A 24,597-nucleotide genomic window follows, 5' to 3' on the forward strand; every position below is an offset into this window, starting at 1 on the left:
AGCATTGCATTACTGCAATGCTTCCGCTATTTTATATAACTTGAACTCGCTTTTTTCTTCGCTCGATGCCTTTTTACTTTTGCAATTGTTCCGCAAGCTCGTCCCCCTTCTCCTTCAGCGTACATACCGCACCAACGTTTACTACTGTTACGAGATTGATCGTAAAACACCCATTTACAATCTGGACAAGCTTTTAATCTCCCCCACTGTTTGCTTGTAATGGCAGAGATAATAATCTGCAATATAAATGTATATAAATTTTCCTCACCAATTGCTTGATATGTAATGCCGTTTGATTCATCGTCAATCATTACTTGCAATGGATATTTTTCAAACAACGGCTGTAACGGCTTCTGTTGCTCCACCGCCTCACGAATCGTATCTCGGAAATTTTGCACTTCTTTCACTGAATCAAAAAGAAGCTTTTCATTCCACTGCTCAATCATAAACTGATGTATATCTTCTTCCGATTCAAAAAAATCAATTGGTTCTCTCGTCTCATTTGGTATTCTCCATGTATTTAAAAGCGCCCTTATACTTTCTAACATCTCTGGTGCAGTTTGGTTGTTACTCAAAATCACCACCAACTTTCCATAGTTTACTTTATCTCTTATTTTCAGTATAATCATAACATAAAAATGTTAACCGTTATAATTTTTAGATGGTTAACAAAAAGGAGTGAATACTTTGAGATCTTTTTCATTACCTATTCGTTTTGTATTATTTTCTTCTTTTTTTATGACGCTCGGTCATTTTGCTGTGATGGCTTTTTTAGCTATCTATTTATCTAATTTTTTACATTTTTCCGCTATGCAAGTTGGTACAATTTTAACCGCCCTTACGATTACCTCTCGAATATTCCCATTACTTACGGGAATACTTGCAGATCGGATTGGCTATATTACCATGATGATAACCGGAATGACTTTACGAGGTATTGGTTTTCTTTCTTTAGGAATATTTTCTGGATTTCACCCCATTATACTTGCAACAATATTCATTGGATTTGGAACAGCTTTCTATGAACCTTCTGCACGCGCTGTCTTTGGCTCTCAACCAGCTCATATAAGAAAAGATACCTTTACATACCTAAATCTCTTTTTAAACGGCGGAGCAATTATTGGGCCGATTGCAGGGAGTATACTACTTCAATGGAATCCTATGTATCCATTTATATTTACCGGATCACTCATGTTCGTTCTAGCATTCCTGTTCTTTCTTCTTAGATCTCACTTTCATGTTACTGTGCATAAAACGCAACTTTTAACAGGAATAAAAGCAGCCGGACAAAACAAACACTTTCTATCTTTTTCACTCATCATGGTGTTTTTTTATACGATGTTTACACAACTTACAGTTGCACTACCACTTCATATGAATAATATAAGCCACGATCAAAACTTAGTAGGACTCGTCATTACAACAAACGCCATTACAGGTTTTTTATTTATGATTGCATTTAAATATCTTTTCAAAAAATATCATGCACTTTCTCTTGTAAAGTATGGTGTATTACTAATGGGGTTATCTTTTCTTCTTATCCCATTTTCTTTTCATCCAAATTGGCTACTAGTGTGTGTCATTTTATTTACGATTGGAGAAACGCTTGTATTACCTAATGCCGATATTGCTGTAGCAAACTTTAGCAACGAACAATACACAGCAACCTATTTTGGTTTCTTCCAGCTATCACTAGCGCTTGGATTTACTATCGGAAACTATACAGGAACTTTCTTTACGAAGTATTGGCAAAATATGAGTTTTCCTTGGATTATTTTTGGTCTTTTAGGCATTGCTGGATTTTCACTTCTTCATTTTTTAAATCGAACTGTTAAAACAGATGAAAATCTATTGCATATAAACCAGAGTATGTAACATTTTTACATACTCTGGTTTTACTTTCACATATGTTAAGTTAATCTACACAACAACCAAAAATACCCTTTTATTTATATATTTGTTACAATATAAAGGGGCAATAAATTACTTCGAAAGGAATGAAACATGTCATGACAAAAGAAACAAACAAATCCCGTATTATTTTCATGACTTTAGTTTCCGCGTTATTCTTCTGTTCTTTATTGGTTGCGGCTTCACTTTCTCCACTTGCTGATTCCGGGCCTAACGCCAATAAGTTTGGTACTTTTAATATGTGGGTAAGTATAGGTATGGTTCTTGCGTTTTATATTCTGCCTTTAATTTTATATATAGTCGGAGTGCACATCATGAAGCTCGTTATGGCCGTATTTTGTGGATTTGGACTTCTTATGTGCCTGACTACACTCGTAGTCATTTTAACGATGGAGATATCCCCTACTTTACTAGTACTTTGCATAGCTACTTTAATCGTGAATGTTATGTGGTATTTCATAGCTTTTCGTTCCTCATCAAAGCCGAATCATCAAAAACGCTTTATCTAATATAACAAGTTATTTACAATACAACCTGTTTTAAGGAGCTACTAAAATGAAAATTACATTTGTAAAAGTTGAGGTGTTAAGACTCTGACCGTTTCTATGCATGGCCAGATGCTCTCGTCCGCCTAAAAAGAAAGAGTGTTTTTATCTCGATTCTTTAATTTGTATTTATATAGGATTTAACTTCGCTAAAACTTACACAGCGGTAGATGTTGCTAATTTCTTGTATTCTTAGAATCTCTTTTTCTTTGCCTTTATAATTAAAAAACTTGGTTGTTTTAAGAGCTTTTCATAAGATGATGGGTAATTTCTTCTAAATTCTTCCGTAGGGATCGGTTCAATCATTTTTTCAATTTCAAAATGATGAAGTGTATCATTGATAATGTCTTGCAGTGGTCGGCGGTAAAAATACATGTCAACATATTTACCGCTTTTCTTCCATCTATCATGAAGAAATTCACGCTTAAAGTATTCTTTATTCTCTGAAAGATGAATATCCATTGTTGGATGATGAACGGAGAACAAAAATGTTCCACCTGGCTTTAATAGCCTCACAAATTCAGCAAATGTTCGTTTCCAATCTGCAATATAGTGAAGAGCTAACGAGCTGACAATACAATCATATGTACTGTCTGCAAAAGGTAACGCATTTTCAAAATCTAGTTGATAAACCTCTACCTTCTCCCCTATTCTTCTTTTTGTAGCCGCAACCATCTCGCTACTAACATCAATCGCGGTTACATTTGCTCCCCTATTTAGAAACTGTTCTGTATACCATCCTGCTGCACACCCAGCATCGAGTACATGTATTCCTTTTATACTGCTAGGCAACTGACTCATCATAGCCGGACGTTCATAATCTGTATTATACGGACTCTCAAAATCGACTCTATGTTCATAATGACTAGCTAATATATCGTATGCATCAATAATTTGCTGTTTATTCATATTCCATCCCCCTCTCGTTCTAAAAGACGTAATTTTCATTTTTATTATATTTTTAAATAATTAGGAATATTTACCATAAACATTAAAAAGAATCCATTTTGAAAAAAATTGTTCAAAATGGATTCTTATCCAACAGATTTAAGATTGATCATTTTCTACTTGTATTGCTTCATAATTGTACCCTTTAGTTCATTGAACTACCCACACCTACCGTTTCGCGCTTGAGGTGAGGGTCTTCTCGCTAGGCATGATTAAAAATGGTAGTTATTCACTCTTTTCCATGACTGCAAAGTAATTTTCTTCACTATCTGCAAAGTTAAATACTCTACCAGAAGGCATATTTACAATTTCTCCGACTGTAACATTTTTATTTGATAAGTCGTTATGTAATTTATCGAGATTTTTTGAGAAAAACATTAAAGAAGGTGTACCAAGGTTTAATTTAGGTTCCATTTTGGAGATTAATTCCTTATCGTGGAGTATAATACTTGTTTCTGCATCATTTGTTGGGGCGATTTCAATCCATCTCATTCCTTGACCGTTATCTTCTTCAGAAATTACACTAAACCCTACTTTTTCAGTCCAAAAATTCACTGCCTCATCTTGATTATTTACATACAACATAATTTGACCGACTTTATTAATCATTAATTTCCCCCTAAATGTTTTGGCGTTCTTAATTTAATTTCTACAATCACCACAAATAATCCTTTTTATCTAAACTTCTCCAAACTCTACACCAATTTTATTAAAAAGCCTTATTCTATTAAATGGCCCGTTTGTGGAACCAAAAACCTGCATACCAATACAGGTTTTTTAATCAAACCTTATTATAAATTATCCATCTTTTTCGTTCTTTTTGTTCTGAGGAATAAAAGAATATGAACTAAAACTTTGTTTAGCACCTTCTAGGAATAGTACCCACAATGTAGAAGGAATTTAATGTTATTTCTTAACCCTCAAGGTAGTATCAGCTTAAAACACGTAGATATTTGCGGATATACCTTTTTTCGAACTATTACGTCATGATTGTCAGATGTCCAATTTGATTACACTCTTCAGCGAACCAAATATCACCATCCGGACAAATCGCGATACCATGCGGCTCTGCATTCTTTGTAGGTATCACATATTCTGTAATAACTCCTTCAATTGTAATTCGGCTGATTTGGTTACCGCCCCATTCCGTGAACCAGAGATCCCCATTCTTCCCGGATATGATGGCATGAGGGCGAGCGTCCGGCGTTGGTATAACAAATTCACTGACCTCGCCTAAGGGCGTAATTCTACCGATTTTATTACCCATGATTTGCACAAACCATAATGCTCCGTCGGTTCCGCTTGTAATACCAACTGGCCCAGAGTTAGGTGTTGGGAGCGGATATTCCGTCACCTCACCTTTGGTGGTTATTTTCCCAATCGTATTGTTCTGATTCTGTGTAAACCATAATGCCCCGTCTGATCCCGAAGTAATAAAAGAGGGAAATGATTTTGGATTAGGCAATTCAAATTCGGTGATTTCCCCTGAATTTGTGATTCTTCCGATCCTACCGCTATTCATTTCTGTAAACCATATTGCTCCATCAGGACCTTCCGTTATGCCAAAAGGTGCAGCTTTCGCCGTAGGGAGTTCATATTCTGCAAAAAGACCGTTCATCGACATTTTCCCGATCTTACTCGCGTTATATTCTGTAAACCATAATTCGCCAGTCCTGTCCGAAATGATTGACATAACTCCTGCATTCGGTGTCGGAATGGAAAAAGAATTTATTTCACCTTTAGCATTTATTCGTCCGATTCGATTCCCCTTCTGTTCCGTAAACCACAATGCCCCGTCTTTTCCAGCGGTTATTCCGTATGGTCCTGAATCTTTATTAACCGGATATTCTTGTATCGTGATTCTCATATCATTTACCTCCCAATAAAGCATCATAACTGCTGTTTCATTTTTCTCAGTGTATCCAAATCTCCACTTACGATGGCGCCAATATACTGGTTAATAAGTTCGATATCGTAATCCCACCATTTTATGTCCAATAATTCTTGAATGACCTCTGGTGCGAAACGCTTTCGTATTTCCCTGGCAGGATTTCCACCAACTATAGTATAGGGTGCAACATCCTTTACGACTACGGCTTCAGCGCTTATAATTGCCCCGTCACTGATGCGCACACCCGGCATAATAGTTGCACGTCTGCCGATCCAGACGTCGTTACCAACAATCGTATCCCCTTTAATCGGCAATTGTTTTAAAGATGGCGTGTGTCTTTCCCAGCCGTTGCCAAAAATGTTGAATGGAAAGGTTGATCCATCCATTCTGTGGTTACCGCCATCCATCATAAACCTGACTTCGGGGGCAATTGAACAAAACTTGCCGATTATCAATTTTGTCCCAATGACTTCATAATGGTACAAGACTTGATCCTCGAACAATTCTCCGTTCAATGCATCGTAGTAGGAGTAATCTCCAGCTATGATATTAGGCTTTGTTATTGTGTTTCTAATGAACTGTACATTTGTATTTCCGGGTATTGGATACTTATCATTTGAGTTTGGTCCCATCATTAACATCATTCCTTCAACAGAATTCAATTCATCATTCAACTGTCATGCGAAATTCGGAGGAACGCCAAGATTATACACATTTAATCGTTCTCTCTTTATTTTCAAACATTTTTGTCATCTTTATTATATCAGGAAAATACACCCAGAAGAACATAAATATCCCACGCAATCATAACCACCATAATATCCCAGATATGAAACGACGTGCATCTTTTACATTTCGCCTGCCAGTAACCATATCATGCATCAAATTTAAAGCCATAAAATCTGCTGCTTCTTGATCACATTTAGCCGTAGCTTCACCAGCAGTTCGATCTATATATAAACTTGCCATCAAACTGTGCCAAATAATCAAGATGGAGAGTCGGAAAATTATGAGGTACCGTATCAAGATGAACAACCGTACGCTTCCAAGGGCCATTGTTATGTCAAATAATTCTTCTAGAACTTGCTTCATTAGGTAAACCATATTTATTGATTAAAATCGGACGTTTTTTCTATTTTTACATAAAAAACCAAAGAAGCAGCAACTATACAGTTGCTGCTTCTTCTTGTAAATCCATTTTACGAATTTCGATACGTTTAATTTGATGTACGTCTTTTTCTAAAACTTTAAATTCATATCCTTCTGTTTCAACAAATTGTCCTTCTTGAATTTCGTGATTTTGTGTCATCACCCAGCCGCCAATTGTATCAACTTCTACTTCATCAATGTGTAATCCAAATAAATCTTGAATCTCACTAATCAATACTTTGCCGTCAACGATTTTATGATGCTCGTCAACATGATGAATTGGGGGATGCTCATCTTCATCATATTCATCACGAATTTCACCAACAATTTCTTCTAATATATCTTCAAGCGTCACAATTCCCGCTGTCCCGCCATATTCATCATATAACACAGCCATTGGAATCCTCTTCTTTTGCATTTGCAGAAGCAAATCATGGATTGGAATTGTCTCCATTACTTCAATAATAGGACGCATAAATGTTTTGATAGATTGTAGGTCTTCTTTGTCGTTTTTCATATAACGAATAAAGAAATCTTTTACGTTCACCATACCGATAATATCATCTTTATCTTCTCCAAAGATCGGGTAACGTGTATACTTTTCACTTCGGATAACTTTCATATGATCTTCTACTGAATCTTCAAGATAGAAACCAACGATTTCTGTGCGCGGCACCATAATCTCTTTTGCAATGCGATTATCAAATTCAAAAATATTGTTTACATATTTATACTCCGCCTGATTAATTTCCCCATTTTCATAGCTCTCTGAAAGAATTAAACGTAATTCTTCTTCCGAGTGTGCTACCTCATGCTCAGAAGCTGGTTTTAATCCGAATAAACCAGTTACAAGACGCGCCGATTTATTTAACATCCAAATAAACGGGAACATGATTTTGTAAAACATAATAAGCGGTGCTGCAAACAACATTGTAATTGTCTCTGCCTTTTGAATTGCTACTGTTTTCGGTGCTAGCTCACCAACAACAACATGTAAAAAGGTAACCGTTGCAAATGCAAGAATATACGATACTGAATTCGCAGCTGCTTCTGGAAAATGTAAATCTTGAAATAACGGTTGTAATAATCGATGAACCGTAGGCTCTCCAAGCGATCCGAGCGCAAGAGCTGTGATAGTAATCCCTAACTGACATGCCGATAAATATTCATCTAAATTTGCTGTTACCTTTTTGGCTGCTAATGCGCCTCGTTTTCCTTCTGCAACAAGTTGGTCAATACGGCTTGAACGCACCTTAACCATAGCAAACTCTGCTGCCACGAAAAATCCAGTAAATGCGATTAAAATCGCAATCATAACTAAATTAAATATTTCCAAAGAATTCCCCCTAGTTCGAAAACTAAGGTGTCCACCTCCTGTATGAATAGTTGCTTTTTTTACTCTCTACATTTAGAAAATAAAACGCTATACAGAAATTAAAAGGGTGGATAGCTCTATCTACTATAAAAGTAAGATAAGAGATTGTATTAAAGCTGTCGTCTGAGTTGATAAATGTTTCGTTAGTTTTTCGCGCTGTGAATCTGTTAACCCATCTAATAACGGTTTTAATTCTACTAATTCCGTCTCCAAACGGTGGATACGCTCTGTTACATCATTTACTTGTTCCGAAACGTCTTTATTAACACCGAGCAGCTTTTTTTTCTCCTCGATCCTATCCTTAATTTCAGAAAGCGGTATATGCATTTCTTTACATCTCTCAATAAAACGTAATGTTTCAATTGCTGTTTCGTCGTAGTAGCGATAATTAGATTGAGATCGCTCCGCTTTCAAAATACCTAGATTCGTATAATAATCAATCGTTCGTTTCGAAACATGAGCCATGTGAGCCAACTGTCCGATTCGGTACACCTTCCCAACGACCTTCCCTCCCCATATTTGTTACAAACATCATACAATACATAAACTGTACAGTCAAACGTTATGGTTGGGAATAATAGTTTATAAAAATATTAAGATTCATTTTCTTCTGTACAAAAGAAGCAGCTACAAATATGCTGTAGAATAGCTTCTTTTTCTTAATAAATTGCGCTATGCAAAATACAACAGGACCGCTACTTGCTTTCTCCCTTTGTTCTAATGGCAGAAAAAGGCCCTGACCGCTTCTATGCACGGCCAGATTCCCTCGTCCTCCCCTAAAAAGAAAGGGTTTTTATGTCGTTTTTTCAACTTGTATATACATTTCATTTGATAAAAATTCTGTTGTTTTTATTACTTTCGCAAACATATTATTTAAGGCACTCATGAATGCCACATGAACATGTTTAGCCTGAATCGTTTCATTATTAAATACAAGATCTTTTGTCGTGCAAGCGTCTTCAATTACTGTGCATTCGAACTCTAAATCGCTGGCAGCTCTAACTGTTGTATCAATACACATATGTGTCATCATTCCACATATCACCAAGTGTTCAATCCCCTCTCGCTGCAGTAACTGTAATAAATTAGTTTTTCGAAAACTATTGGGATAATTTTTTTGTACAACATATTCATTTTTACGAGGCGCTACATGAGGATGAATTTTTACACCTTCTGTATTCGGAAGAAAAAAAGTAGCCCCTTCTTTTACTGAAATATGTTGCACATGAAATACAGATAGGTTCGCTTTTCTAAAGAAATCTAATACCTTTTCTGCATTTTCTACCGCTTTTAATGGCTCATGTAATTCACATCTGCCACCTGGAAAGTAATCATTTTGAATATCAATTAATACAAGTCCTGTTTTCATTATTAGCCCTCCAATATTTTGAAAATTAAGTTATAATCTAATTATAGAGCTTTATCAAGTTAGCTGTAACATTCCCATGAAAGACTTTAACGTCATATGATTTCACCATGAAAGGGTTTAGAAATATGATTGATTCAACAGATTTGCAAATTCTTGATTTACTTAAGAACAATTCACGAATGCAGTGGAAAGATATTGGTAAAAACGTTCATATGACAGGTCAAGCTGTTGGAAACCGTATTCGAAAAATGGAGGATGAAGGAATAATAAAAGCGTATACCATTTTAGTAGATCATTTGAAATTAGGTATGCAGTATACTGCTTTCATCACAGTTTTTATGAAGACAAATGAACACTCTACATTCACATCATTTATAACAAAAGAAGATTCCATCGTAGAAGCTCATAAAATTAGCGGTGAAGGATGTTATTTCCTCAAAGTACAAATAGACTCCCAAGAAAGCTTACATAACTTATTAAACGAAATTTTAAGATTTGGTAACTACCGGTTAAACTTATCCATTCATCACATAAAAGAAAATTCTTTATGAATGATAAATAAAGAAAACAAGGGTGGTTTAAATGCCATCCTTGTTTTTTCATAGCTTATTTTATTCGTTACATTTCATCTGGACTATAATAATCTAACACATTATTGCCTATTCCTACTTCTGAAAAAATAACATGTGTAACTGTTTCAGCAAATTTTGAAACATCATCAATAAACATTTCTATTTCTTGAAAGCTTCGAACAGAAATTTTCACTACATAACTAGCAGGCCCTGCTACGCGATAACAAAAAACAGCTCTTGGATAAGCTTTCATGTATGCTCTAAATCTTTCACACTGTCCATTTTTTGTTTTCACTTCTAATACAGCATGAATATGAAAACCTAACTTATCATAATTAATTTTTGTCGTATACCCTTCAATAATCCCCTCATCCTCTAACTTCCGAACTCTTTCAGCCACAGAAGGCGCAGACAAATTAACTTTTTTAGATAGTTCACGAATAGAAAGACGAGAATTTTGAGTTAAACATTGTAAAATTTGTGCGTCAATTACATCTACTTTCATTTGTAATATTCCTCTCATAAATTCGTTTTAAACACAAAGAAAAATCTTAAAATACATTATGAACAGAAAGGAAACTAATTCCATCCTATATTATCATATAATTATAAAATTTATTTCCCTATGTAAGGAGGAAACCCCATGGCACTAGAAATGAAAAAAAATTGTCAAACTTGTAATACTGCCCTTCAAGGAGATTCAGAAGCATACATATGTGTATATGAATGTACCTTTTGCTCACCTTGTACAGAAAACACAAATCACGTCTGTCCAAATTGTGGTGGTGAATTAGTCCGAAGACCGAAAAAGAAATAACGGTTTTACGTAACAAAAGCGCAAAAATCCATAAGATTTTGCGCTTTTGTTTTTTCAAAACTTGATTTATATATCCATTTTAATTTTCCGACATATAAGTCGCTGCTATGAAGAATACAACATGACCGCTACTTACTTGCTCCTTTTGTTTTAACCTTGCCTGTGGCAGAAAAAGGCCCTGACCGCTTCTATGCACGGCCAGATGCTCTCGTACACCTAAAAAGAAAGAGGAGTTTTATGTCGATTTTTTAATATATATTTATATAGATCATTTAAAAGTTTTTTATTTATGTAATAACTTTCCTTCAAGCGCCTCAATATACCTTTTCGCTGATTTTTGAACAGCTTCATTTGCTTTTTCCTTCACAATTCCATGAAATGCATTATACAATCGATTAAACTTCAATTCTTTTACTTTCTCAGCCATTTCTTTCACTTTCCATGCTGGCAATGGAATGAGATTCGGATAACTGTACATAAAGCTTACCCATCTTGAATCAGCGACAACTTGAATAATATCTCCAGTTAATAGAACTCCTCTTCCCTCATCCCCATTTTTCCAATGTAAAACAGAACCACCGCTAAAATGCCCACCTAGACGGTATAATGTTAAACCCTCTGAAATTTCCATAGATTCTCCAGACCAAAATATGATACGCTCACTTGGACGTATTACCCATTCCTTATCATCTTCATGAATATAAATCGGAACATCAAATCGTTCTGCCCATTCTACTTGTGTTGAATAATAATGCGGGTGTGATAAAGCAATTCCATGAATTCCCCCTAGTTCATTTATTCTTTCTACAGTCTCTTCATCAATATATGTAACACAATCCCATAACAAATTATATGAATCCGTTTGGACTAAATAAGCATTTTGACCAATCGCAAACTTCGGTTTTGTTGTGATGCTATATAAACTTTCTTCTTCTTTTACAATCTCATTCTTATATGTTTTGCTTTGCTGTAGACTGTCTAACGTTGTCCATGATTGTCCCATTGGATTTACATATTGACGTTCTTCATTACAAATTACACAATTTACAGGTGGTTCATCGTAAAGCGGATATTGTACACCGCATGTGCTACAAACATAATGCTTCATCTTTATTTCACTTCCCCTTCTACAAACGTTCGTTCTTTTTACAGAATATCACAAAATAAACTTTCAAACCAACGTTTTTTTGACAATTTTAAAATGATAGAATATTTTAATTATTATTTTGTTTGTTATATAAAAATAATAATTATCATAAAATATCATGTGATACACTACAGAAAGAAAGCGCTTAACAAACAAAATTAATTAAATTTTCTATATAATAAAAATGATAGAGAAAATAAATTTACGAAAAATTCATTTTTGTCTTGCATAATAATTTATTTTTGTTATTATCGTAGTAATTCGACAAAAAGTGACTTTGTATCATAATTGTTGTGCAAAAGATTCAAAATATTTAAATTTGGAGGTTTTTTCGTGTCAAAAAATGTGCAGACATCACATATTTTTGTGATTGGGCTTATGCTCTTTGCCCTTTTCTTTGGAGCAGGTAATTTAATTTTCCCTGCTATGTTAGGACAAACAGCAGGAAGTAACGTATGGGTTGCTACCGCTGGATTTTTAATTACAGGAGTTGGCGTACCACTACTTGGTGTAATAGCATTCGGTGTTTCTGGTAGTGATGACTTACAAGCAATGGCAAGTCGCGTACATCCATTGTTTGCGAGTATATATACATTTATTCTGTATTTAGCAATTGGCCCTCTTTTCGCTTTACCAAGAGCAGGAAGCGTGTCATTTGAAATAGGTGTAAAACCATTCGTAGGAGAAAATAGCGGTCATTTACCTTTAGTTATTTTCACTATTCTGTTTTTCGGCATTACTTGTTTACTCTCTTTAAATCCAACAAAGATTGTTGATGTTGTCGGAAAGTTTTTAACTCCGATTAAATTATCATTTATCGGTATTTTAGTTGTTACAGCTGTTATAAAACCAATCGGTGACATTGAAGCGCCAACACAAGAATTTGTTACAAATTCCTTCTTCAAAGGCTTTCAGCAAGGCTATTTAACAATGGATACTCTCGCAGCATTCGTATTTGGTATTATCATTATTAATGCGATTAAAGCGAAAGGTGTAAGTGACAAAAAAGTGGTTATCAATGTTTGTATAAAAGCATCGCTTATTGCCGCTGTCGTATTAATTTCTGTTTACACTGCACTTGCATTTATGGGCGCTTCTAGTGTTTCTAAATTAGGACATTTAGAAAATGGCGGAGAAGTTTTATCAAAAGTTGCAAATTACTACTTCGGTTCTTTAGGAAATTTATTATTAGGAATGATGATCACTGTAGCTTGTTTAACGACAAGCGTTGGGCTTACTACAGCGTGTTCATCCTATTTCCATAAAGTATTTCCACAAATATCATACAAAACATTTGCTGTTATTTTAGCTATTTTCAGTGCTTTCATTGCAAACCTTGGCTTAACAGAGCTGATTACCATATCTGTACCTGTATTAACAGCGATTTATCCTTTAGCGATTGTGCTAATCTTCTTAACGTTTTTACACCGAGTGTTTAAAGGAAGATCAGAAGTATATCAAGTAAGCCTACTGTTCACTTTTATTGTAAGTCTCTTCGATGGACTAAATACGGCGAATCTAAAAGTTGAAGCAATCAATTCTTTATTCTCTCACCTATTACCTTTATATGATGCTGGATTAGGATGGATTATGCCAGCACTTATTGGAGCGGTATTAGGCTATGGAATTAGTTTATTACGAGCGAAGAATACTTCTGATGTAGATACTTCTCATGATCTTGCACATAAAAAAACATCCTAAACTTGTTAATTTTATTTAGATTCAAGAAATTTGCATCAATATTTGTTTCAACAAGAATAAATATATAATGTTACACATTATATAAGAATAAAAGAAGAGGATAGATACAAGCAGAATAATTCTGTATGTTCTATCCTTTTTTTGTACCACAAATGACCTCATTAATAATAGAAAAATCTATCTTCATTACGACAATCCTTATAATAACTGTTAAGTGACAAAAAAGTTGTTTAGTTTACAATAAAGTCGTTTAAAAAATAATAAAGTTGTTAAATAAATGCGGGTCATTCTATTTAACAATCGGGCCATAATTTGGAAGAGTCAAGGCTTCCAGATAGGCTAGGGGCTCTCTAATCTAGGAGTTAAAGCCAATCCCCCCTATTAAGAAGGCAAACAGCACCTTTTGAAAAGTTTGTCTTATACTTGTCGTCCCTAAACAAGGTGCTTGTATATTTATATAGGATTAATTAATAAAGGGATTAGGTTTTAAAGTTCATTCTCTTTTTATTGAGTACATTCCGGTTTAAGTTGTAATTATTCAGTAAAGGACACGCCATAAATAAAAGGTAGCGTATGATTCCCAGTTTTTCCATGGAAACGATATTTCTAAGATTTCAGCTTTCGTAGGCTTTCGGTCCATATTACGTAATATTTTTATCGAATTAATAAGACCCACATCATCGATTGGAAAAGCTGTCTGGAACCTGAGGCAGCGCATTAGAACATAATTGGCTGTCCAAGGACCGATGCCTCGTATTTTAATTAAGTTTTTTTCAGCATCTTTAAAGTTCATTTTCATTAATTTCTCCTTCGATAATTCTCCACTTGCCATTAACCTGGCAATTCCAATGATATATTCACTTTTTTTTACCGTCATTTTAATATCTGCTAGGTCAGTAGGTGTTAACAGTGCAATTCGTTCGTACGGTGGGAACACCCAATACTTTTTACCATTCCATTCGATGGAATCGCCAAATCCTTCTACAAATTGCTTCTTTAAGGAGTACGCGAACGCTAAGTTAATTTGTTGCCCTAAAACTCCCCAACATAAAGCTTCAAATAAGTCGGGAATGCCGACGACTCGCAAACCATAGAATTTTCGGGCAGGCATTTTAAGTAATGGATCTGCTTTTGCCATTTCATAAAATGGGGTTAAATCGTTATCAAGATCAAACCATTCACGAATATATTTTACAATCTCTTCCCGTTGCCACTTTTCAATAGGCCTAGAATCATTTAAGAACTGAATAATCATTTGTTTATTATCGATTACTCTTACCTGTACCAAGGACCGAATTCCCCCAATGGCTATGACTCTTGTAATGATACCATTCTCGATTTCATACATGCATTCATTTTTTTCCCTTGTTAGATAGCCTAGGTTAGCATTCATGTCAAACTCTTCAGGTAATGTAATAATAATATCATCATTGACTTCATGCCATTTCACTTTTTCATCCCCCTCATCTTAATACTATCTCCTATAATATTCACAAAATAATTAGAAGGAAAACTCACACTGATTGAAGTTTTACTTTATCACATAATAATCTTGATTAATTTCGTTATCTTGCTATTACATTCTAAATACCTTACTTTTTCCTATTTATGAGGTTATAGTGTTAGTTATCAAGAATGCTAAATAGGAAGGGATAAAAATGGTTCAAGATATAAAAACACGTGTTAAAAGCTTAAATTGGGATTCAATTCAAAACGAATTAGATGAGCAAGGATTTGCAAAGCTTCCAGCAATATTAACAAAAGATGAATGTGACTTCTTCATAGAACTTTATAGTGAAGAAGGATCATACAGAACGACAATCAATATGACGAGATATCGTTTTGGGAATGGGGAGTACAAATACTTTTCCTATCCATTACCCAAAATCATCCAAAGTTTAAGAGAATCCTTTTATCCAGAGTTGGCTAAAACAGCAAATCGATGGTTGAGTTATTTAAAGAAACCAGAACAGTTTCCAGATCATCTTCAAGATTTTTTGAAAACATGTGAAGAATATGAACAAACTAGACCAACACCCTTAATTTTAAAGTATGAAAAAGGCGGGTTTAATTGCTTGCACCAAGATTTATATGGAGACGTATTTTTCCCATTTCAAGTAGTGTTTGTATTAAATCAACGAGATAAAGACTTTTGCGGTGGAGAATCCCTATTAGTGGAACAAATTCCTCGTGCTCAGAGTAGGGGGCATGTGATTACTTTGGAACAAGGTGGTGCGCTGATCTTTCCTACTAACCATAGACCTGCTCTAGGTAAAAAAGGATATTACAAAAATACGGTTCGTCACGGAGTAAGTACGGTTACTTCTGGAGAACGATACGGTCTTGGAATCATTTTTCATGATTCCAAGTAAATATTAAATTTCAATATCTTGCTATTTCATTCCTAGAATTGTACATTCTGAATTTATAGGGAGTATATTGTAAGGAGAGGTGAGATAAATGCCGGATAGTATCAATAATGAATTACAAGAGAGCCATGATCATAGAATTTTGAATGACGTGGACATGATGACAAATGAAAAGTGGCAAGCAATTATAGACAATGATGCTTCGTACAATAATCAATTTTTCTATGCTGTAAAGACCACAGGGATCTTCTGTAAACCGTCATGCAAATCTCGCGTTCCGAAAAAAGAAAATGTACGTATTTTCCCAAACGCAGAACAAGCTCTCCGTGCAAATTTTCGCCCTTGTAAACGTTGTAAGCCTACTAATGTGAGATTGCCTGATAATGAATGGGTGATACTTATCACAGAATACATTGATAAAAATTTTACAGAAAAATTAACTCTAGAAACGCTATCAGATATTGCTCACGGGAGTCCCTATCATTTGCATCGAACGTTTAAAAAGATTAAAGGCATCACGCCAGTTGAGTATATACAACAGGTTAGATTAAACGCGGCTAAAGAGTATTTGATTCAGACAAATAAAGCGATTGCGGATATCGCCATATGTGTGGGTATGGCTAACACGCCCTATTTTATTACCTTATTTAAAAAGAAAACCGGACAGACGCCAGCACAATTTCGTCAAATGAGCAAAATGGAGGAAATGTAAAATGGAAACAAAGAATAAACCAACCGTTTATTGGTCTTTACTAAAGTTTAAGGATTGGAAATTTTATATTGCTTCAACCTCTAAGGGTCTATGCTATGTAGGTTCACAGAACAAACCATTCGAAGAATTGTGCGAATGGGCTAAGAAACGCTTTCCAGGAAGTCCTCTTATTGAAGATGGTGAAAAGCTTGAACCTTATGCGGTTGAAATCACCCAGTATCTAGAAAGAAAAAGGAAAACCTTTACTGTTCCATTTGATTATAATGGGACAGCATTCCAGCTTGCAGTCTGGAACGCACTTTGTGAGATTCCATACGGACAGACGAAGTCCTATTCCGACATTGCAAATTATATAAATAAACCAGCAGCTGTTCGTGCTGTAGGGGCAGCCATCGGAGCTAATCCAGTATTAATCACCGTACCGTGTCATCGTGTAGTAGGAAAGAATGGATCATTAACTGGCTATCGTGGCGGATTAGAAATGAAGACACTGCTTTTGGATCTGGAAAGACAAGCTTCTTCCAGCAATGAGTGATTATTGCCGTACAATGAAGGAAAAGGAGGTTCCGTCATGAAAAGTGAATTGTTCTATAAAAACCCGAAAACCATTCTTAATAAAGGTACAGGCTTTCTTTCTGGATATACTCATTCACTAAATCCTTATACAGGCTGTTCATTTGGGTGTTCATATTGTTATGTACGCCAAATGCCTGTATCCCTTTTTCGAGAAGGGGAATGGGGAAATTGGGTCGATGTTAAAAATGGAGCTGCGAATTTACTAAGCAAGGAGCTTCATCGTGCCAAAGCCAAAGGGAATGTAACCATTTTTATGTCATCAAGCACAGACCCGTATCAACCAGTAGAGTATAAGGAAAAAGTAACGCAATCTCTACTAAAGGTTATGGTAGAAGATCCCCCTGACTTCTTATTAGTACAGACGAGGAGCCCGCTTGTAAGTCGAGATATCGATTTGCTGCAGCATTTAAAAGATAGAGTCCGGGTAAGTATGACAATTGAAACGGATTCGGAAACGATACGTAAACATTTTACTCCAGAGGCACCTCCTATTCAGGCACGCTTTAAGACATTGGAAAAATTAGTGGATGCGGGAATACCGACCCAAGTGGCGATAGCACCCATATTACCGAGTGGGGAATATTTTCCTGAGAAATTGAAGCCATTCGTCGATCGGATATGTATTGATGACTACTTTATGGGCGATGGCAGTGGAGGAAAACGGACGAGAAAACTTGGAATTGAAAAAAAATACGCCCAACTTGGTTTAGAAGAATGGTATGGACCGCAAGTTATTAAAAAAGTATATAACAGATTTATAGAAACCTTTCCGGAAAATCAGGTTTATGTGAGCCAGACAGGGTTCGAACCGTAAAAAAATAGGAAGTAATTGCATGTATAAAGATAATGAGAAAAGTGCTGAAAATAGAAAAAAGACATTCACCCTGTTGGGTGCCGATATGCATCCATATCAAAGTGATACACCGGGTATTTTTGGTGGGTATCGACTGAGTAAATTATATGGAAGATTAGATTGTCCCTCAGCGCTTAGAGCTATAGCAAAAGGTGGATACGTTAAACATCGCGTGTTTTTTGCCGATGAACAGACGGCTATATCGGCAGGTTTTAGACCATGTGCAGTTTGCATGTCTGAAAAATATGCACGATGGAAGAAAAAGAAAAGATAAGAGGTGCTGTATTTCTTTTCTCTACTTCACTATCCGCTTGTTCAATCGACTCCCCTCCACCTTTTTTGCTTTTCGATTTTGTTTGTATCCGTTTTGCCTTCTCCCAAGGAGGTACCTCTTCTTTCTTCGTAGGAGTTTCAGGAACCTCCCATCCATCCGTAATATGCGGCCGCTCTTATTTCAATAATTCTTTCAATATAGTTTGCGTATATAGCGCACCGCTTGCTATAAACACAGCAAGTAATAAACAAATACTAACTAAAAGCATCTGAAATACAAAACGCTTTCGTTTATATATCATACTCATGTAGGATCAATAACAATAAAAACTATTGATTATCCCCCTCTACTTTATTTCACCACTTGCAGCCATCCCCCATGTTTTTCAGGTGGATTCCCTATAATAATCGGAATTGCTCCAGCCTCTTGCTGGCGGAAACCTGTTTGATAAAAAAAGGAAGAAGATAACGGAACATCTCGATCTGTTAAGGACGATAATAATTGTAATGTTTTGTGCAATTGTTTTCGGTATTTACCAGCCGTTATATGGACAATTCCGTTTTCACACATACTATTCACCCATAGTTCAAAGGAACAATCTTGCGCTATTAGTTCCCGGCAAACGCCCGCTGTTACTTCGATTAAATACTCTATATCAGTACGCAGTGTATAACCCGTTGAACCTAATACATTTAAATAGACCGCATACCGATCACCTTGCGTATATTCATACTTTTTTGCACTTAATACACCTGTTTTGGCAGTGGCTCCCCAATGAATGGCACGAAATGACTCCTGTTCGTATGCCTTTACTCCAATGATTTTCGTTTCATCATAAAGAGGCGAAACAGCTGCAGTGCGAAATCCGTGCTTCCAGCTGTTTGTTTCCGGAATATTTACTTTGACAATGCGAGGATATATACGAAAGCACGGCATATTCTCTTTCCTTATTGGGATGTGAATGGTAATAAGATGAAATGGATCAGACAGAATGATTTCGGCTTCTTGCCAGCTATGTAGTCCTCTTTGCTGTGCTGATACATGTAAATCTATGTCTAACGTTTCCTGTTTTTTCAGCTGCAAAGGAATACGATAAGAATGAACAGATTGCTCTAATTCTCCTTCTAACCATTCCCATTTCATCTGTTCATCTGAGCGAAACCGAAAGGCAACTTCAAAAATCGGCAGTTTTGTTGGATTTACAATACGTACACGGCAATACCCGGTCTCATCAATAAAGAGACGTTCATGTTGTTGTGTTATTTCACAATATATTTGTGAAGCTTTCCGAACATACCAATGAGCAAAACTAACCATAAGCAAATAGAAAAAAGCAAGTACAAACAGAAAGAAATGTTGTACAAAGAGCCACATTAGTATTGTAATAAAGACGCCGATCCCTGCAACATACGTTTCTACAAACGGACGTTTCATTATTAATTTCTCTTTCATACATTCTCCACTGGAACAGCTACTTGCTCCAAAATCTCTTTCATTACATATGCTTTCGTCGTTTTCATATCTCCTTCAATACTAAGAGTTAATCGGTGAGCACAAACCGGCTCTGCTAGCGTATAAAAATCATCAGGTGTACAAAATTCTCTTCCCTTTAATAGCGCACGGGCTTGTGCTGCTTTCATAAAAGCTAATGAACCACGCGGGCTCACCCCGATTTCAACGAGTTCATGCTGACGTGTCTTTTGCACAATATCCAATAAATAATCTTCCACTTCTTCATGAATTTCCACCTGCTTTGCTTTTTCTTGTAGAGAAAGAATATCCGCAAGAGACACAACACTTTGTAAGCTGCGCAGCGGGTCTTGCTGGCGGAAACGCCGTAACATCTCCTTTTCGTGCACTCGACTTGGGTATCCTTGCCTGATCGTTAATAAAAAGCGATCTAACTGCGCATCGGGAAGCGGAAAAGTACCGGCAGACTCTAGCGGATTTTGCGTAGCAAGTACAATAAACGGCTGCGGCAATACATGCGTCTCCCCAGCAATCGTAACGGTACGCTCCTCCATTACTTCTAATAAAGCAGACTGTGTACGCGGAACGGCACGATTAATTTCATCGACTAACACGATATTAGCGAAAATCGGCCCCATCCTCGTTTTAAAATCAGATTCTTTCATGTCGAAATACTCTAAACCTACTACATCTCCTGGCAATGTATCTGATGTAAACTGTACACGCTGAAATTTTCCATCTATACTTTTCGCAAGACTTTTCGCTAATGACGTCTTCCCCGTTCCTGGAACATCTTCTAATAAAACATGTCCATTTGCTATTAATGCAATCATCGCTAAATCAATAACCTCTTCTTTTCCTACAATCACTTGCGAGACATTTTTTCGAATTCTTTCTAAAATTGACATACCCTCTTCATCCTTTCTCTTCCTATAGATAATTTTCTGTTTTTTCTGATATTTATTTGTAGTATAGCAAAATTCATGTACTAACTCCTTATTTTTTTGAGATTTTTTGTAAAATAAGTTTTCTTCTTACATATACTGAATTATAAAAAATACAATTCATTCCAAAAAAACATTTGCAAAAATAATTTAAATACTGTATATTATGAATCAACATACTAATGCTATAAAAAAGCAACGAAAAGGACACGAGATATTCTTACGGTTTTACAGAGAAGGAAGAATTGCTGAGATCTTCCTAAACGCAGGAGAATATACTTACCACCTTGGAGCTGTATTGGGGAAACAGAGTATCCAATGCCGTAGACGCTACGTTACAGCGAATGGAGCCATCGACGCTTTTTTAAGTACGATGGGAATCTGGGTGGAACCACGGGTTTTAACGCACTCGTCCCTGTTTTAGGGATGAGTGCGTTTTTTATTTTCTTAATTCCATATAACAATTAGCTATGAAAAGGACACGAGATATTCTTACGGTTTTACAGAGAAGGAAGAGTTGCTGAGATCTTCCTAAACGCAGGAGAATACACTTACCACCTTGGAGCTGTATTGGGGAAACAGAGTATCCAATACCGTAGACGCTACGTTACAGCGAATGGAGCCATCGATGCTTTTTTAAAGTACGATGGGAATCTGGGTGGAACCACGGGTTTTAACGCACTCGTCCCTATTTTAGGGATGAGTGCGTTTTTTATTTTCTTAATTCCATATAACAATTAGCTATGAAAAGGACACGAGATATTCTTACGGTTTTACAGAGAAGGAAGAATTGCTGAGATCTTCCTAAACGCAGGAGAATACACTTACCACCTTGGAGCTGTACTGGGGAAACAGAGTATCCAATACCGTAGACGCTACGTTACAGCGAATGGAGCCATCGATGCTTTTTTAAGTACGATGGGAATCTGGGTGGAACCACGGGTTTTAACGCACTCGTCCCTGTTTTAGGGATGAGTGCGTTTTTTTATATTATGAAATGGAGTGATAATGATGAGTAACAAAATGATTCAAATTCGTTTTCCAAATGGTCGTGAACAGGAGTATATGAAAGGAACTACATTAGAGGCAATTGCAGAATCAATTAGCCCTGGATTAAAAAAGAAAGCTATTGCCGGAAAAGTGAATCAGCAACTATTTGATTTACGCAGAAGCATACAAGAAGATGCAGAAATTGAGATTTTAACTTTAGAATCAAAAGAAGGCTTAAACGTAATGCGACATACAGCAGCCCATATATTAGCACAAGCCGTTAAAAGAATACACGGCCACATCAACTTAGGCGTTGGCCCTGTTATTGAAAATGGATTTTATTATGATACGGATCTTCCAAATAGTATTGCAGTTGAAGAGTTAGTTCATATTGAACAAGAAATGCAAAAAATTATTGATGAAAATTTGGAAATTCAACGAATTGAAGTAAGCCGCGATGAAGCAAAGCAAATATTTGAAGAGCTCGGTGACCATTTAAAACTAGAGCTATTACAAGATATCCCTGCTGATCAAAACATAACTCTTTACAAACAAGGTGAATTTTTAGACTTATGCCGCGGACCACATTTACCATCTACTGGTTTTATGAAAGCTTTTAAATTAACAAATGTTTCAGGAGCATATTGGCGCGGTGACAGTAATAACCAAGTCCTTCAAAGAATATATGGGGTTGCCTTCCCTTCTAAAAAGGAACTAGATGAGTATGTAATCTTTTTAGAAGAAGCCGCAAAACGCAATCATCGTAAATTAGGTAATGAATTGGAATTATTTATGTTCTCTGAAGAAGCGCCAGGAATGCCATTTTATTTACCAAAAGGACAAATTATCCGAAATGAAATGGAAGCTTTTTTAAGAGGGATTCAACAAAAGCGTAATTATCAAGAAGTTCGTACTCCTTTTATGATGAATCAAAAACTATGGGAAAACTCCGGTCACTGGGACCATTATAAAGAGAATATGTATTTCACAGAAGTGGATCATGGAAAATTTGCCTTAAAGCCAATGAACTGCCCTGGCCACATGCTAATGTTTAGAAATAAACTGCACTCTTATCGTGATTTACCCGTTCGAATGGCTGAATTTGGGCAAGTCCATCGTCATGAATTTAGCGGTGCTCTAAATGGACTTCTTAGAGTTCGTACATTCTGTCAAGATGATGCCCATATTTTTGTAACACCTGAACAAATTGAAAATGAAATAAAAGAAGTGATTGATTTAATCGATTATGTATATCGTACATTCGGTTTTGAATATGAAGTTGAGCTCTCTACAAGACCGGAAAATTCAATGGGAGACGACGAGTTATGGAACAAGGCGGAAGGCGCCCTGCAAAATGTACTAGAACAACTAAATTTCCGCTATAAAATTAATGAAGGTGACGGAGCGTTTTACGGTCCAAAGATTGACTTTCACATTAAAGATGCTTTAAATAGAAGCCATCAATGTGCAACTGTACAGCTCGATTTCCAAATGCCGGAGAAATTTAACTTAAGCTATATTAATGAAAAAAATGAAAAGCAACGTCCTGTTGTTATTCACCGTGCTGTATTCGGTTCACTTGACCGTTTCTTCGGAATCTTAATCGAACATTTTGCCGGAGCATTCCCAACATGGTTAGCTCCCGTTCAAGCGAAAATCATTCCTGTATCTGCCGAAGTACATGAACAATACGCAAAAGAAATAGAAGAAAAGTTAAAAGATGCTGGAGTGCGAGTAGAACTTGATCTTCGCAACGAAAAACTTGGTTATAAAATGCGAGAAGCGCAAGTTCAAAAAATCCCATATGTCCTTGTTGTTGGCGATCAAGAAGCCGAGCGTAACGAAGTAAACATTCGAAAATACGGAGAACAACAATCTAAAGCTGTACGATTTGACGAATTCTTTGCAAATATTCAGCAGGAAATTCAAAATAGAAGGTTATAATACAAAAAGAAACCGCAAGAAGGCCAAGAGATATAATTTGAACCTTTTTGCGGTTTCTTCTATTTGCTAAGATTGTTTCATATTTTTGATGCTCCTTATTCCACTAAAGCGCCTGTTAGTTCAAGAAGATTAATTGTTATTTTTATAGTAGAAGATGGTAGCAGCTAATTCACCATTTTTAGATTTCGCATAGTTAGGAATCCGTCCAGCTTGAATATAACCTAATGAAGTATATAGTTTATTGGAAGGGTCTCCTTCTCTTGTATCAAGAACTAATAATGACCTATCCTTCTGTTTTGCTATTTCTTCAGCCCTTTGCATAAGTAAACGACCAATACCATTACGTCGATAATTAGGGTGTGTCATTAATTTTGCGATTTCAGCTCTATGGCTTCCATTCTGCTTCGTCGATAATTGTAACTGTACACTTCCAACAATTTGATTGTTTAATTTAGCAACAAATAAAATCACTTCGGGGCTAAGAACGGTTTCCCAGTACTTCTCTGCATCTACTTTTCCTATTGGTGGTAAAAATCCAATCGAAGCCCCATCTTCTACGACCTTTATTAAAAGTTCCGAAAGCTCATTAAGATGTTCTTCAATTAAAAATAATTGTTCAATTTTCACATCAATATCCAAGACAATCACCTCTATTTTAAATTAGCAGTTAAATAAAGTAAAACTTCCATCAGCCCTCACCAATCGGGCTTTTACGGGCAGTTATCCCCCACCTATCTTCTTTAGAAAAGCGGAAGCGGCTCGCTCAGAAGCGCAGGACGTTGGAGTCCCCGACAAAGAGGCGCTTTTCGCCTCGTCGGAAGGGGCAAAACAACCGGAGATTCTAGCCGCTAGAGCTGGACAACGCTTCTCTCTCAATCTTGAGGTGGGGGGCTTACTGCCCACAAATAGCCGGATAAAAATTAGGTGTATCTGTGTTGCCTATCTAATTTCATAAAATAACCATTCGGATATGTGACCATTTTCCATTTAAACTAGAAACATTTCACACAACTATCCTGCACCTTTAGTGAAATAACAGA

General features: G+C 36.2%; 25 protein-coding genes and 1 pseudogene. 11 read left to right on the forward strand and 15 right to left on the reverse strand.

Going from position 1 to position 24,597, the window contains the following annotated elements; all coding sequences use genetic code 11:
- Nucleotides 1-26: 26 nt before the first annotated feature.
- Nucleotides 27-548 (reverse strand): CGNR zinc finger domain-containing protein, encoded by a 522-nt coding sequence (locus tag BM350_RS17500; RefSeq protein ID WP_244548039.1) that lies wholly within the window; start codon nt 546-548, stop codon nt 27-29.
- Nucleotides 549-687: 139 nt separating this feature from the next.
- On the opposite strand from BM350_RS17500, the gene BM350_RS17505 reads away from it, so the two are divergent.
- A complete protein-coding gene (locus tag BM350_RS17505; protein WP_090917290.1) occupies nt 688-1,875 on the forward strand; it encodes an MDR family MFS transporter in 1,188 nt (395 codons plus the stop codon).
- A gap of 134 nt (nt 1,876-2,009) precedes the next feature.
- The gene (locus BM350_RS17510) at nt 2,010-2,420 is read left to right on the forward strand and encodes a DUF5391 family protein (RefSeq protein WP_090917398.1); all 411 of its coding nucleotides are present in this window, start codon (nt 2,010-2,012) and stop codon (nt 2,418-2,420) included.
- Between the two features lie 228 nt (nt 2,421-2,648).
- Here BM350_RS17510 and BM350_RS17515 read toward each other — a convergent pair whose 3' ends face one another.
- The 8 genes and pseudogenes from BM350_RS17515 to BM350_RS17555 all read right to left on the reverse strand — a co-directional run bounded on the left by BM350_RS17515 (nt 2,649) and on the right by BM350_RS17555 (nt 9,188).
- The gene (locus tag BM350_RS17515) at nt 2,649-3,365 is read right to left on the reverse strand and encodes a class I SAM-dependent methyltransferase (RefSeq protein ID WP_090917291.1); all 717 of its coding nucleotides are present in this window, start codon (nt 3,363-3,365) and stop codon (nt 2,649-2,651) included.
- A gap of 264 nt (nt 3,366-3,629) precedes the next feature.
- Nucleotides 3,630-4,013 (reverse strand): VOC family protein, encoded by a 384-nt coding sequence (locus BM350_RS17520; RefSeq protein WP_090917293.1) that lies wholly within the window; start codon nt 4,011-4,013, stop codon nt 3,630-3,632.
- Nucleotides 4,014-4,383: 370 nt separating this feature from the next.
- Nucleotides 4,384-5,271 carry a Vgb family protein gene (locus BM350_RS17525; RefSeq protein WP_090917295.1) on the reverse strand — a complete coding sequence of 296 codons (888 nt, stop codon included), beginning with the start codon at nt 5,269-5,271 and terminating at the stop codon, nt 4,384-4,386.
- Nucleotides 5,272-5,294: 23 nt separating this feature from the next.
- A complete protein-coding gene (gene vat(I), locus BM350_RS17530) occupies nt 5,295-5,930 on the reverse strand; it encodes a streptogramin A O-acetyltransferase Vat(I) (protein ID WP_090917297.1) in 636 nt (211 codons plus the stop codon).
- A gap of 196 nt (nt 5,931-6,126) precedes the next feature.
- Nucleotides 6,127-6,412: pseudogene (locus tag BM350_RS28070) on the reverse strand (hypothetical protein); the annotation flags it as partial.
- Between the two features lie 48 nt (nt 6,413-6,460).
- Nucleotides 6,461-7,780, reverse strand: coding sequence for a hemolysin family protein (locus BM350_RS17540; RefSeq protein ID WP_090917298.1), 1,320 nt, complete (start codon nt 7,778-7,780; stop codon nt 6,461-6,463).
- 123 nt (nt 7,781-7,903) lie between these two features.
- Nucleotides 7,904-8,284, reverse strand: coding sequence for a MerR family transcriptional regulator (locus BM350_RS17545; protein ID WP_244548040.1), 381 nt, complete (start codon nt 8,282-8,284; stop codon nt 7,904-7,906).
- Nucleotides 8,285-8,612: 328 nt separating this feature from the next.
- Nucleotides 8,613-9,188 carry a cysteine hydrolase family protein gene (locus BM350_RS17555; RefSeq protein WP_090917303.1) on the reverse strand — a complete coding sequence of 192 codons (576 nt, stop codon included), beginning with the start codon at nt 9,186-9,188 and terminating at the stop codon, nt 8,613-8,615.
- Nucleotides 9,189-9,295: 107 nt separating this feature from the next.
- On the opposite strand from BM350_RS17555, the gene BM350_RS17560 reads away from it, so the two are divergent.
- Nucleotides 9,296-9,739, forward strand: a complete 444-nt coding sequence (locus BM350_RS17560; RefSeq protein WP_244548036.1) for an Lrp/AsnC family transcriptional regulator — start codon at nt 9,296-9,298, stop codon at nt 9,737-9,739.
- Nucleotides 9,740-9,806: 67 nt separating this feature from the next.
- Here the strand turns inward: BM350_RS17560 and BM350_RS17565 are convergent, their stop codons facing one another.
- Complete coding sequence (locus tag BM350_RS17565; protein WP_090917307.1) at nt 9,807-10,265, reverse strand: Lrp/AsnC family transcriptional regulator; 459 nt, start codon at nt 10,263-10,265, stop codon at nt 9,807-9,809.
- Nucleotides 10,266-10,403: 138 nt separating this feature from the next.
- Between BM350_RS17565 and BM350_RS17570 the strand changes: the two genes are divergently transcribed.
- On the forward strand, nt 10,404-10,577 hold the full coding sequence (locus BM350_RS17570) for a DUF1272 domain-containing protein (RefSeq protein WP_090917309.1): 174 nt from the start codon (nt 10,404-10,406) through the stop codon (nt 10,575-10,577).
- Nucleotides 10,578-10,860: 283 nt separating this feature from the next.
- Here the strand turns inward: BM350_RS17570 and BM350_RS17575 are convergent, their stop codons facing one another.
- Nucleotides 10,861-11,685, reverse strand: a complete 825-nt coding sequence (locus BM350_RS17575) for an MBL fold metallo-hydrolase (protein ID WP_090917311.1) — start codon at nt 11,683-11,685, stop codon at nt 10,861-10,863.
- Nucleotides 11,686-12,057: 372 nt separating this feature from the next.
- Here BM350_RS17575 and brnQ point away from each other — a divergent pair, with 372 nt between their 5' ends.
- Nucleotides 12,058-13,425, forward strand: a complete 1,368-nt coding sequence (gene brnQ, locus BM350_RS17580; RefSeq protein WP_090917313.1) for a branched-chain amino acid transport system II carrier protein — start codon at nt 12,058-12,060, stop codon at nt 13,423-13,425.
- A gap of 538 nt (nt 13,426-13,963) precedes the next feature.
- Here the strand turns inward: brnQ and BM350_RS17585 are convergent.
- Nucleotides 13,964-14,875 (reverse strand): DNA glycosylase, encoded by a 912-nt coding sequence (locus tag BM350_RS17585; RefSeq protein ID WP_090917315.1) that lies wholly within the window; start codon nt 14,873-14,875, stop codon nt 13,964-13,966.
- Nucleotides 14,876-15,083: 208 nt separating this feature from the next.
- On the opposite strand from BM350_RS17585, the gene BM350_RS17590 reads away from it, so the two are divergent.
- The 5 genes from BM350_RS17590 (at nt 15,084) to BM350_RS17610 (ending at nt 18,209) form a co-directional block, all read left to right on the forward strand.
- Entirely contained in the window at nt 15,084-15,797 is a 714-nt protein-coding gene (locus BM350_RS17590; RefSeq protein ID WP_090917317.1) for a 2OG-Fe(II) oxygenase, read from the forward strand.
- Nucleotides 15,798-15,885: 88 nt separating this feature from the next.
- Nucleotides 15,886-16,506: a bifunctional transcriptional activator/DNA repair enzyme AdaA gene (locus BM350_RS17595; RefSeq protein ID WP_090917319.1), complete on the forward strand. Its 621-nt coding sequence runs from the start codon at nt 15,886-15,888 to the stop codon at nt 16,504-16,506.
- A 1-nt stretch (nt 16,507) separates the two neighbouring features.
- Nucleotides 16,508-17,041 (forward strand): methylated-DNA--[protein]-cysteine S-methyltransferase, encoded by a 534-nt coding sequence (adaB, locus tag BM350_RS17600; RefSeq protein WP_090917321.1) that lies wholly within the window; start codon nt 16,508-16,510, stop codon nt 17,039-17,041.
- A 36-nt stretch (nt 17,042-17,077) separates the two neighbouring features.
- On the forward strand, nt 17,078-17,896 hold the full coding sequence (locus BM350_RS17605; protein WP_090917323.1) for an SPL family radical SAM protein: 819 nt from the start codon (nt 17,078-17,080) through the stop codon (nt 17,894-17,896).
- Between the two features lie 19 nt (nt 17,897-17,915).
- On the forward strand, nt 17,916-18,209 hold the full coding sequence (locus BM350_RS17610) for an Ada metal-binding domain-containing protein (protein ID WP_090917325.1): 294 nt from the start codon (nt 17,916-17,918) through the stop codon (nt 18,207-18,209).
- 351 nt (nt 18,210-18,560) lie between these two features.
- Here the strand turns inward: BM350_RS17610 and BM350_RS17615 are convergent, their stop codons facing one another.
- Both BM350_RS17615 and BM350_RS17620 read right to left on the reverse strand, forming a co-directional pair.
- On the reverse strand, nt 18,561-19,661 hold the full coding sequence (locus BM350_RS17615) for a DUF58 domain-containing protein (protein ID WP_090917327.1): 1,101 nt from the start codon (nt 19,659-19,661) through the stop codon (nt 18,561-18,563).
- On the reverse strand, nt 19,658-20,587 hold the full coding sequence (locus tag BM350_RS17620) for an AAA family ATPase (protein WP_090917329.1): 930 nt from the start codon (nt 20,585-20,587) through the stop codon (nt 19,658-19,660). Before BM350_RS17620 ends, BM350_RS17615 begins: the two co-directional genes overlap by 4 nt.
- Nucleotides 20,588-21,634: 1,047 nt before the next feature.
- Between BM350_RS17620 and thrS the strand changes: the two genes are divergently transcribed.
- Complete coding sequence (gene thrS / locus BM350_RS17625; protein WP_090917330.1) at nt 21,635-23,557, forward strand: threonine--tRNA ligase; 1,923 nt, start codon at nt 21,635-21,637, stop codon at nt 23,555-23,557.
- Nucleotides 23,558-23,686: 129 nt separating this feature from the next.
- Here the strand turns inward: thrS and BM350_RS17630 are convergent, their stop codons facing one another.
- On the reverse strand, nt 23,687-24,196 hold the full coding sequence (locus BM350_RS17630) for a GNAT family N-acetyltransferase (RefSeq protein WP_090917332.1): 510 nt from the start codon (nt 24,194-24,196) through the stop codon (nt 23,687-23,689).
- Nucleotides 24,197-24,597: the final 401 nt, after the last annotated feature.

Origin of the sequence: Bacillus sp. 103mf (assembly GCF_900116295.1) — a bacterium.
GTDB lineage: Bacteria > Bacillota > Bacilli > Bacillales > Bacillaceae_G > Bacillus_A > Bacillus_A bruguierae.

What these genes read in the sequence shown, in the direction of transcription:
- BM350_RS17500 (WP_244548039.1), bottom strand. Translation starts at nt 548, where the DNA reads ATGTTAGAAAGTATAAGGGCGCTTTTAAATACATGGAGAATACCAAAT.
- BM350_RS17575 (WP_090917311.1), bottom strand. Translation starts at nt 11,685, where the DNA reads ATGAAGCATTATGTTTGTAGCACATGCGGTGTACAATATCCGCTTTAC.
- thrS (WP_090917330.1), top strand. Translation starts at nt 21,635, where the DNA reads ATGAGTAACAAAATGATTCAAATTCGTTTTCCAAATGGTCGTGAACAG.
- BM350_RS17510 (WP_090917398.1), top strand. Translation starts at nt 2,010, where the DNA reads ATGACAAAAGAAACAAACAAATCCCGTATTATTTTCATGACTTTAGTT.
- BM350_RS17515 (WP_090917291.1), bottom strand. Translation starts at nt 3,365, where the DNA reads ATGAATAAACAGCAAATTATTGATGCATACGATATATTAGCTAGTCAT.
- BM350_RS17605 (WP_090917323.1), top strand. Translation starts at nt 17,078, where the DNA reads ATGAAAAGTGAATTGTTCTATAAAAACCCGAAAACCATTCTTAATAAA.
- BM350_RS17570 (WP_090917309.1), top strand. Translation starts at nt 10,404, where the DNA reads ATGGCACTAGAAATGAAAAAAAATTGTCAAACTTGTAATACTGCCCTT.
- BM350_RS17555 (WP_090917303.1), bottom strand. Translation starts at nt 9,188, where the DNA reads ATGAAAACAGGACTTGTATTAATTGATATTCAAAATGATTACTTTCCA.
- BM350_RS17615 (WP_090917327.1), bottom strand. Translation starts at nt 19,661, where the DNA reads ATGAAAGAGAAATTAATAATGAAACGTCCGTTTGTAGAAACGTATGTT.
- BM350_RS17525 (WP_090917295.1), bottom strand. Translation starts at nt 5,271, where the DNA reads ATGAGAATCACGATACAAGAATATCCGGTTAATAAAGATTCAGGACCA.
- BM350_RS17610 (WP_090917325.1), top strand. Translation starts at nt 17,916, where the DNA reads ATGTATAAAGATAATGAGAAAAGTGCTGAAAATAGAAAAAAGACATTC.
- BM350_RS17560 (WP_244548036.1), top strand. Translation starts at nt 9,296, where the DNA reads ATGAAAGGGTTTAGAAATATGATTGATTCAACAGATTTGCAAATTCTT.
- BM350_RS17620 (WP_090917329.1), bottom strand. Translation starts at nt 20,587, where the DNA reads ATGTCAATTTTAGAAAGAATTCGAAAAAATGTCTCGCAAGTGATTGTA.
- BM350_RS17545 (WP_244548040.1), bottom strand. Translation starts at nt 8,284, where the DNA reads ATGGCTCATGTTTCGAAACGAACGATTGATTATTATACGAATCTAGGT.
- BM350_RS17595 (WP_090917319.1), top strand. Translation starts at nt 15,886, where the DNA reads ATGCCGGATAGTATCAATAATGAATTACAAGAGAGCCATGATCATAGA.
- BM350_RS17590 (WP_090917317.1), top strand. Translation starts at nt 15,084, where the DNA reads ATGGTTCAAGATATAAAAACACGTGTTAAAAGCTTAAATTGGGATTCA.
- BM350_RS17520 (WP_090917293.1), bottom strand. Translation starts at nt 4,013, where the DNA reads ATGATTAATAAAGTCGGTCAAATTATGTTGTATGTAAATAATCAAGAT.
- BM350_RS17565 (WP_090917307.1), bottom strand. Translation starts at nt 10,265, where the DNA reads ATGAAAGTAGATGTAATTGACGCACAAATTTTACAATGTTTAACTCAA.
- adaB (WP_090917321.1), top strand. Translation starts at nt 16,508, where the DNA reads ATGGAAACAAAGAATAAACCAACCGTTTATTGGTCTTTACTAAAGTTT.